The 8,891-nt window shown below is 49.1% G+C and carries 9 protein-coding genes; 3 read left to right on the forward strand and 6 right to left on the reverse strand.

Annotated elements, in window-relative coordinates:
• A partial coding sequence (locus Q0X25_RS05730) for a YoaK family protein (protein ID WP_298579808.1) occupies nt 1-473 on the reverse strand: 473 nt, incomplete at its 3' end.
• A gap of 176 nt (nt 474-649) precedes the next feature.
• Nucleotides 650-1,306 carry a hemolysin III family protein gene (locus tag Q0X25_RS05735; protein WP_298579810.1) on the reverse strand — a complete coding sequence of 219 codons (657 nt, stop codon included), beginning with the start codon at nt 1,304-1,306 and terminating at the stop codon, nt 650-652.
• 170 nt (nt 1,307-1,476) lie between these two features.
• On the opposite strand from Q0X25_RS05735, the gene Q0X25_RS05740 reads away from it, so the two are divergent.
• Nucleotides 1,477-2,001 carry a DUF1836 domain-containing protein gene (locus Q0X25_RS05740; protein ID WP_298579812.1) on the forward strand — a complete coding sequence of 175 codons (525 nt, stop codon included), beginning with the start codon at nt 1,477-1,479 and terminating at the stop codon, nt 1,999-2,001.
• Nucleotides 1,998-2,999 (forward strand): asparaginase, encoded by a 1,002-nt coding sequence (locus tag Q0X25_RS05745; RefSeq protein ID WP_298579814.1) that lies wholly within the window; start codon nt 1,998-2,000, stop codon nt 2,997-2,999. Before Q0X25_RS05740 ends, Q0X25_RS05745 begins: the two co-directional genes overlap by 4 nt.
• Before the next feature lie 45 nt (nt 3,000-3,044).
• Here Q0X25_RS05745 and Q0X25_RS05750 read toward each other — a convergent pair whose 3' ends face one another.
• The 4 genes from Q0X25_RS05750 to Q0X25_RS05765 all read right to left on the reverse strand — a co-directional run bounded on the left by Q0X25_RS05750 (nt 3,045) and on the right by Q0X25_RS05765 (nt 8,118).
• The gene (locus tag Q0X25_RS05750; RefSeq protein ID WP_298579818.1) at nt 3,045-4,322 is read right to left on the reverse strand and encodes a glutamate-5-semialdehyde dehydrogenase; all 1,278 of its coding nucleotides are present in this window, start codon (nt 4,320-4,322) and stop codon (nt 3,045-3,047) included.
• A gap of 38 nt (nt 4,323-4,360) precedes the next feature.
• On the reverse strand, nt 4,361-5,479 hold the full coding sequence (locus Q0X25_RS05755; protein ID WP_298579821.1) for an Ldh family oxidoreductase: 1,119 nt from the start codon (nt 5,477-5,479) through the stop codon (nt 4,361-4,363).
• A gap of 79 nt (nt 5,480-5,558) precedes the next feature.
• On the reverse strand, nt 5,559-6,749 hold the full coding sequence (locus Q0X25_RS05760; RefSeq protein WP_298579824.1) for an NADP-dependent malic enzyme: 1,191 nt from the start codon (nt 6,747-6,749) through the stop codon (nt 5,559-5,561).
• A gap of 76 nt (nt 6,750-6,825) precedes the next feature.
• On the reverse strand, nt 6,826-8,118 hold the full coding sequence (locus Q0X25_RS05765) for an O-acetylhomoserine aminocarboxypropyltransferase/cysteine synthase family protein (protein ID WP_298579827.1): 1,293 nt from the start codon (nt 8,116-8,118) through the stop codon (nt 6,826-6,828).
• A gap of 108 nt (nt 8,119-8,226) precedes the next feature.
• On the opposite strand from Q0X25_RS05765, the gene Q0X25_RS05770 reads away from it, so the two are divergent.
• The coding region (locus Q0X25_RS05770) for an NUDIX hydrolase (protein WP_298579830.1) at nt 8,227-8,891 on the forward strand (665 nt) is incomplete at its 3' end.

Genomic DNA, 8,891 nt, shown 5'->3' on the forward strand with positions numbered 1-8,891 from the left:
GTACCACTACGTAGATTGCCGATACACATGGTGGTGGCAAAAGCATGTCCATGCAGCTTGCGAAAAGCTTGTACTTGCATGCCGCAAGCGAGGGAAGTCAGGCTGTTGGCAATAAGGTTATAGTCGGATCCTAAGCAAGTAACTATAGCAAGCAAAACGATTTCTCCCAGCACAACATGCTGGCGCCAGTGGATGCCTGGCTCCTTTGGATTTTCGTGTTTGTGACGGTGGCGAATGAGCTCGGAGGCGATACAGCCCAGCGCAAATGCGATGATGGGGGAGAGGTAGCGGCCAATGACATCCCAGTTGCCGGTGGAAAGATTGACACCCAAAAGAAGCAGATTGCCTGTTTGAGCATTTGCAAATACCTTGCCACGTGCGAGATAGGAATAGGCATCCATCAAGCCACCAGATAGTGCCAATACCAGCGCAAGCTCAAGTGATTCGGATGTTTGAATGGCCTTGGATCGCACAAATAAACCTTTCGCAGAACAAGCTTGCTCTCAACAATGGCACAATCTTTGCTGAGTACAAGACTCAAGCCAAAGTTTTGACAAGAATCAAACCTTACAGGTTTTGCAAGCCTAAATCATGTGCATAAAGCCAATCATCTGAACGGCGCCATTGCTTCGCCTATCTGTGATATGCGCTAAAGCATACGCATAAAACCAATCATCTGAATGGCTGACCCCAACAGTACAAAGATATGCCAGACACAGTGCATAGATGGATATTTGCTGCCCGCCAAATAAAAGATGATGCCTATCGTATAGGCTAGTCCACCCGCAAAAATCCAAACGAGCCAGCTGTGTCCCACCTCAAACAGGGTGGGCAGGGGAATGAGCATGATTGCCCAACCCATCAAAAGGTAGCTAATTTGGCTGAGTACCTTGATAGGTTTTGCTGTCATATCATAGGCATTAGCGGCAATTCCCAGCGCTGCAATACCCCATTCCACCGCAAGCAGTAATTTTCCAGCAGCTGTATTCCAAAACACAATGAGTGCAATGGGCGTATAACAACCAGCAATCAACAAATATATAGAGCAGTGATCAAGAATGCGGAGCACTTTCTTTGCTCGTCCTACAGGTAGTGCATGGTAAGCGGTACTCACGCCATAGAGCAACATCAGGGAGAGTGCATAGACAACAATGCCGACAATCGTTGGGATAGTAGGCGCCTCAAGGGCAGAGCGCAACATCCAGCCCAATGCAAAAAGACCAAGTCCAACGCCGGCAAGATGCGAGATAGCATTAACAGCTTCTTCGCTGGGGCTATATTTTGGTAAAGGAATGCGATCGAGCATGGTAACCTCCCTTGTTCCTTTTGCTTAATTGTATCAATATAAATATGAGATTATAGGTTTACTAAAAACCACACACACAAATTAACAAACTCATCTTTGACGAAGCAGAACCTAAACAATAAAATTTGTAAAGGTGTGCTTACGTGCATAGTTGCTAAGGAGCAAACAAAGTGAGTAAAACAGAAAAAGAAATGCAAGAGTCTTGTCAAGTATTGCTGACGGACTTTTATTTGCCTGCGCTACGAGACATTCCCGATGTAGGTCTTTTGCTTGAACAAACATGCCGATTGATTAATGGTTATCTAGAGCCCTTGGGGAGTGTGTATCTGACACCTTCGATGGTTTCCAACTATGTCAAGCAAGACATTATCGATCGCCCTATAAAAAAGCTCTACTACCGTAATCATGTGTGCGATCTTATTTTTGTAGCAATTGCAAAGACGATACTGCAACTCGATGATATTCGCAGTTTACTCGAGCTTCAGCGCGCGCAATACACGCGTGAAGTGGCCTACCAGAGTTTTATTGAACTCTTTTCTGCTGCGATTAAAGGTACAGAGAGTATCCCTACAGATGAGGACAGTGAGCTTAAGCAGCTGTTATGTGAACTGGTGAGCTGCTGTGCTAACCAGATTCATTTAGAACAACGAATTCGTTTTATTCTTGATAAGCAATGCCAAGGAGAATCTGCATGAAGCGCATATTGCTTATAGCCACAGGCGGTACTATCGCCTCGGTTGCTGGTGAAGCAGGGCTTTCACCGGCCATGACAGGCAAAGAATTAGCATTGCAAGTACCGCTCATCGAGGGTTTATGCAAGCTCGATGTTGTTCAACCGATGAATATCGATTCAACAAATATGCGCCCTTGTGACTGGCTCTGTATTGCTCAAGAAATTCGTGATAAGTACGATAGCTACGATGGCTTTGTTATATTACATGGCACCGATACGATGGCCTATACGGCGGCGGCGCTCTCTTATCTCATCCAAAACAATGACAAGCCAATTGTGCTCACGGGATCACAGCAGCCTATGGGCAATCCCTTTACCGATGCCAAACTTAATGTGTACCAGAGTCTGCTGTATGTACTCGATGATGAGAGCAGTGATGTGAGCGTGGTTTTTGGGGGTGAGGTGATTGCGGGAACGCGGGCTCGCAAACAGCGTACGATGAGTTTTAACGCATTCTCAAGCGTTAACTATCCAGCCCTCGCGCTCATACGTAATGATCAAATTGTTCGCGTTAGTTCTGCTCATAAACTCGACAGACAAGCGCGAACGCCTTGCTTTTATGACAAGTTGAACGAGCGTGTGATTGTTATCAAGCTTACGCCCAAGCTTCAACCTTCAATTTTTGCTCTGCTTCAGGCGGACTATGATGCCATCATACTTGAAACCTTTGGTATAGGCGGTGTTCCAGAGTATCCCGATGCATCGTATGAGCATGCGATAGACGAGTGGATAGCCTCGGAACGCAGTTTGGTTATGACGACACAGGTACCTGAGGAAGGCCTCGATTTAGGCGTATATGAAGTTGGACGTGCCTACGCCAACAAACCTGGTATTTTGCAGGGTGGCGACATGACTTCTGAATCGCTTGTGGCCAAGACTATGTGGGTGCTTGGACAAACGCGCGATACGGCAAAAATTAGTGAGTTGTTTTACCGCCCAGTTAACCACGACCGTAGCTAGTTCAAATCAATCAGGTTGCAGCTGAACTTGCGTGCCACTTGGCTCTTAGAGGTTGCGATGCGTAAACTGACGCTTGCCTGAGGCATAGTCACTCACAATATGGTTTTGCCCCTGCAACAAATACTTATAGGTTACGAGTCCTTCCAGTCCTACAGGACCGCGCGCATGAATCTTGCCCGTAGAAATACCCACCTCAGCGCCAAAGCCATAACGGTAGCCATCAGCAAAGCGTGTCGATGCATTGACATAGACACCTGCGGAGTCAACCATCTGCAGGAACTTGTTGGCCTCGCTCTCATTGCGGGTAAGAATTGCATCGGTATGATGAGAACCGTAGCGATTGATATGTTCGATTGCTTCTTCGGTATCCTTTACAAGCTTGACACTGAGCTCAAGGGCGAGATATTCGTGCGCATAGCCGTCTGCGCCTAGGGGCTTTACCTGAAGGTAGCGGGCTACCTCGTCATCGCCGTGCAGACTCACGCCAGCTGCCTCGCAAGCTGCAGCCAATTGGGGTAGAAAGTCCTGAGCGATACTGCGCTGTACCAAGACAGTCTCCATCGTATTGCAGGCAACTACATACTGTGTTTTGGCATCAATAAGTACACGCAGAGCTTGGTCAAAGTCTGCACTCTGTTCTACAAAGCTGTGGCAGATTCCATCGGCATGACCCATTACAGGGATTTTGCTATTGTCCATAATGTGGCGGACAAAGGCATTAGAACCGCGCGGGATGAGCAGATCAACATCACCATCACAACCCAGTAGTTCATCAATATCAGCATGAGATTCTGCCTGCATGAGGCAGGCTGGAGGAAGTCCTGCCTTAAGAATAGCATCGTGGATGAGGACAAAAAGGCAGCGATTTGTTTTGGCGGTTTCACGTCCTCCCTTAAGAATTGCACAATTGCCCGACTTGATGCAGAGGGTTGAAATCTGCACAAGCGCATCGGGGCGTGCCTCAAAGATGACACCGATAACGCCTATGGGGCAGCTTATACGACGAAGTTCTAGACCCTCATCAAGCTCGCGATCAAGTGTGATGACTCCAAGCGGATCGGGCAGGCCAATGAGCTGGTCGATGCCCAAACATACGTCGTTTAGTTTGTGCTCATCAAAGCAGAGACGTTTAATGAGCTGACTTGCAATTCCTGCTTCCTTGGCGGCTTGTACATCTGCAGCGTTTGCTGCAAAAATTGTGTCTTTCGCCTCAAGCAGAGCCTGCTTTACCAGCTCAAGCGCATGATTGCGAAGGGCAATATCGCTGGCAGCAAGTATCGGTGCACTAAGTTTCATCTGGCGAGCATCATCACGAATACTCATTATGCTTCTCCTTTTGAGCAATAAGGCAACGACGCTCTTTAGAGATTTTCAAAATCAAAATGATAGGGAAGCCCTAGTTCGTCTCGGATGGCAATAAGGTCTGCTTGTACCCCAGAACCTACCGGCACACCTTTGTCCTTACGCTCTTGTGTCGCTAACCATTCTTTCTCACCGGCGGTATAAATGCGGTCTTGACCAGGAGCTTTTTTGGAAGCGCGCAGCGCACGGCAGATATCACCAGCAATTTTTTCAAAGGTCTTACGGCCGCAAAATGCCTCAGGATCAATCACAAAAAAGAAGTGTCCCAAGCCATACATCTGTGGCTTTCCCTCAGCAGATACGCCCATAAGCGCCTTCATAAACTTGCCGCCGGCCAGTGCCGCCGAGAGAATTTCGACAACCGCCGCATAACCATAGCCCTTGTATCCTGCAGTGGCATCCCCTACACCACCCAGAGGCGCAAGGGCGGCCGTGCCTTCCACAAGATCTTTGAGTATCTGCTGGCTATCGGTTTCGGTGCCGCCATCAGCGGTAACCACACAACCTGCGGGGGTCTTTTTGCCCTCACGTGCGTAGTATTCGATACGACCACGCTGAACAATGGAAGTGGCGCAGTCTATACAGAAGGGAAACTCCTCATCTGTTGGTAGGGCAAAGGTCAAAGGGTTAGTACCCATCATATTGTCTACACCAAATGTTGGTGCGATAGAGGGACGAGCATTGGTGCCCGTAAGACCAATTAAACCCTCATCGCTTGCCATCGTGGCCCAATAACCAGCGATGCCATAGTGAGTAGAGTTTTTGATTGCACCACCTGCCATACCTTGGGTCTTTGCTTTTTTAATAAGCATGTGCATCATTTTGTGGCTCGCAACCATACCCATGCCGTCATGCGCATCCATAACCAGGGTGGTTGGAGTTTCACGCACAATCTCGACATGAGTAACGGGTAGCAAAGTCCCGCGCTTGATGCGGTCGAGATAGATTGGCTTTAAGCGGTTGCAGCCGTGACTCTCGATACCACGACGGTCGGATTCCATTAAGACATCGGCGCAAATCTCAGCATCAGCCCGCGGTACACCGTAGGCTGCAAAGGCGTCAACCATAAAATCGCCGATTTGCTTCCAAGGAACATAAGGACGCGTTTCTGTACTCATGGTCTGCCTTTCGTTGTCGTGAACCTATTTTTGTCTTATAAAGCTTAGTGTAGCGAAGCAAAACGATAAATACTGCCCTCTAGGCGCGAGCAATACCTTCAACGTGCGCTTGGTGGGCGACAGCGGTTGCTACAGCTTTGGCCACACGATCATCAAATGCGCTGGGGATGATGTAGTCTTCGCATAATTCATCGGTGCTTACGATATCTGCGATTGCTTGCGCTGCTGCCAGTTTCATGCCTTCAGTGATGTCTGTTGCACGTGCATCAAGAGCTCCGCGGAAAATTCCTGGGAAGACAAGCACATTGTTTATCTGATTGGGATAATCTGAACGCCCCGTTGCAACCACGCGAGCTCCAGCGTCCTTTGCCTCGTCAGGCATGATTTCGGGTGTGGGGTTTGCCATTGCAAAGACAATAGCATCATCTGCCATGGCTGAGACGAGCTTTGCATCGAGCACCCGAGGAGCAGAAACGCCGATAAAGATATCGCGGCCAGGAAGCACCTCTGTGAGATGACCATGAATGCGCTCGGGGTTCGTGCGCAGAGCCATGGCTGCTTGTGCGGGATTCATCCAGTTTTCACCGGGAGCCAGTGCTCCTCTTCGAGCCAATAAAACAATATTTGTCGCACCAAGCTCAGCCAGCAGCTTGGCAATAGAAATGCCAGCAGATCCTGCGCCATTGATAACGATACGCGTGTTTTCGAGCTTTTTTCCCACCAGGCGCAATGCGTTCATAAGACCTGCTGAGCAGACAATCGCTGTGCCATGTTGATCATCGTGAAAGACAGGAATATCAAGCTCTTGACGCAAACGTGTTTCTATTTCAAAGCAGCGCGGAGCAGAAATATCCTCAAGGTTAATACCACCAAAGCCAGGCGCCAATCGCTTAACTGTTTGGACAATCTCATCAGGGTCTTTTGTGTCGAGACAGATGGGGAAGGCATCGATGCCGCCAAACTGTTTGAATAAGATGGACTTGCCCTCCATGACAGGCATAGCTGCTAGAGGTCCAATATCGCCGAGCCCTAGTACGGCAGTACCATCCGAGATAACGGCAACAAGATTGCGCTTTGCAGTGTAGTCCCATACCGCATCAGGGTTGCTCGCAATTTGGCGACAAGGTTCGGCAACACCGGGAGTATAGGCAACAGAGAGATCATCACGATTATTGAGCGCAACCTTGCTGATGACCTCGATTTTGCCGTGATGTTGACGGTGCATCTCGAGTGCCAATGCGGCGAAATCCTTATGCTCATTCGCGGTCATAATCCCTCCAAATACTTAGTTCAAGCTCGTCATAACAAAAAGCGGCACCATAAAGATGCCGCTTGTACTCGGTGATTTAGGCCAAAGCAGCAAATGCTTGTTCAAGGTCACTCAGGATATCTTTGGGGTCTTCCAAACCACAGGAGAGACGAATCATACCAGGGTAGATGCCTGCAGCTAGCAGCTGCTCATCGGTGAGCTGGCGGTGGGTCGAGGTGGCAGGATGCAAGGCGCAGGTTTGCGAATCGGCGACGTGCACCTCCTGAGAAACAAGCTTCAGATGATCAAGTACTGCCGCCGCACGGTCACGACTGCCGCCCTTGGAGCCCTTGCCATCTCCTACCACAAAGGAAATGACTCCGCAGGGGCCATCAGGTAGATACTTATTTGCAAGCTCATGATAGGAATTGGATTTTAGGCCAGGGAAGTTGACCGAATCTACCTCGGGACGAGCCTCCAGATATTCGGCAACCTTTTGAGCGGTACTTGTATGACGCCTCATACGCAGTGCAAGGGTCTCGAGTGTCTCATTGAGAATAAAGGCATTGGTCGCAGGGGGATTTACGCCAAAATCACGCATGAGCTGCATACGAGCCTTCATAATAAAGGCAATCTTGCCATAATCACGCGTATAGATGGTGCCATGGTATGACTCGTCAGGTTCGGTAAAGTCAGGGAAACGACCAGAAGCAGCCCAATCAAATTTGCCTGAGTCAACAATGACGCCGCCGACAATTATGGCATGACCATCCATGTACTTGGTAGTGGAGTGTACAACAATGTCAGCACCCCACTCAATAGGACGGCAGAGCACGGGCGTGGGGAAGGTATTATCCACAACCAAGGGTAGTCCAGCTTCGTGAGCTGCAGAAGCAAAGGTTTCTAGGTCAAGTACGGCGAGGGCGGGGTTAGCAACAACTTCGCCAAAAACAAGCTTAGTCTCGGGGCGAATAGCTGCAGCGATTTCCTCTTTTGTTGCACGAGGAGAGACGAAAGTGGTAGTAATGCCAAACTTAGGCAGGGTAGTAGTAAAGAGGTTTATCGTACCACCGTAAATCGCGGAGGAAACCACGCAGTGATCACCCGCTTTGCAGAGGTTAGCAACGGTCAGGAAACTTGCCATCTGACCAGAGCTTGTCAGCATAGCTGCAGCGCCGCCTTCAAGAGCTGCAATTTTTTCTTCTACGGCAGCGCAGGTGGGGTTGGTAATGCGGGAATACATATGACCCTGCTCGGGATGATCAAAAAGATTTGCCACTGCATCAGTTGTGTCATAGTGAAAAGTGGTGCTGAGGTAGATTGGCAAGCAGCGCGGCTCGCCGTTTCCTGCCTGATATCCTCCATGGATGCAGGTAGTATCGATGCCCATAGTAAGTCCTTTCCTTTGGGTGCATACTAGTTAAGCCTAACGCTTAGAGGGCGCCTATGTCGATATAATTTTTGTTGACAGTTTGAGTAAAAAAGTGAGGATGCAAATATGCTTGACCGCATACAAAAGCTTTGTGCAAGTGATGAAAACTTGCAGGAGCGTTTCCTACAAACCCAAACTGTGTGGACAGGCAAGATTTTTTCGGTTGAGACTTCTCAGGTAAGCTGTCCTGATGGGAGTCTTGCTTATAGAGAGCTGGCGCGTCACCATGGGGGCGCTGCCGTGGCAGTCATACGCGAGGGCAAACTGTGTTTAGTGCGCCAGTGGCGTGTATCGGTGGATCACCTGACCCTTGAAATTCCCGCAGGCAAACTCGAGCTCGGAGAAGATCCTACGGTTTGCGCTGCTCGTGAACTCAAAGAAGAAACGGGCCTTGTGGCCAGCTCACTTGAGTTGTTGGCAACCTCGTACGGTTCGATTGGTTTTACTGATGAACATACGATGATTTACCTCGCGCATGGCGTGTATCAAAGTGATGCGACTCCCGATAAAGGTGAGTTTGTTGATGTCGTGTGGCTTGATATCCTCGAAGTTTTAGATGCGGTAAAAGCAGGACTTATTTGTGATTCCAAAACTATCATTGCCGCCAGCATGGCTTCCCAGGCATTGCGACGTCGTGCCCAACTAAAGTCAGCAATCTATGGGCTTGCGATAGGGGATGCCTTGGGCGTGCCGTATGAGTTTTGTGAGCGTGGAAGTTTTTGTTGCACAGA

It is taken from the genome of uncultured Olegusella sp. (assembly GCF_947253395.1).
Taxonomy (GTDB): domain Bacteria; phylum Actinomycetota; class Coriobacteriia; order Coriobacteriales; family Atopobiaceae; genus Olegusella.

Coding starts and splice junctions, on each gene's coding strand:
- Q0X25_RS05735 (WP_298579810.1), bottom strand. CDS start 1,306: ATGCTCGATCGCATTCCTTTACCAAAATATAGCCCCAGCGAAGAAGCT.
- Q0X25_RS05745 (WP_298579814.1), top strand. CDS start 1,998: ATGAAGCGCATATTGCTTATAGCCACAGGCGGTACTATCGCCTCGGTT.
- Q0X25_RS05750 (WP_298579818.1), bottom strand. CDS start 4,322: ATGAGTATTCGTGATGATGCTCGCCAGATGAAACTTAGTGCACCGATA.
- Q0X25_RS05755 (WP_298579821.1), bottom strand. CDS start 5,479: ATGAGTACAGAAACGCGTCCTTATGTTCCTTGGAAGCAAATCGGCGAT.
- Q0X25_RS05760 (WP_298579824.1), bottom strand. CDS start 6,749: ATGACCGCGAATGAGCATAAGGATTTCGCCGCATTGGCACTCGAGATG.
- Q0X25_RS05765 (WP_298579827.1), bottom strand. CDS start 8,118: ATGGGCATCGATACTACCTGCATCCATGGAGGATATCAGGCAGGAAAC.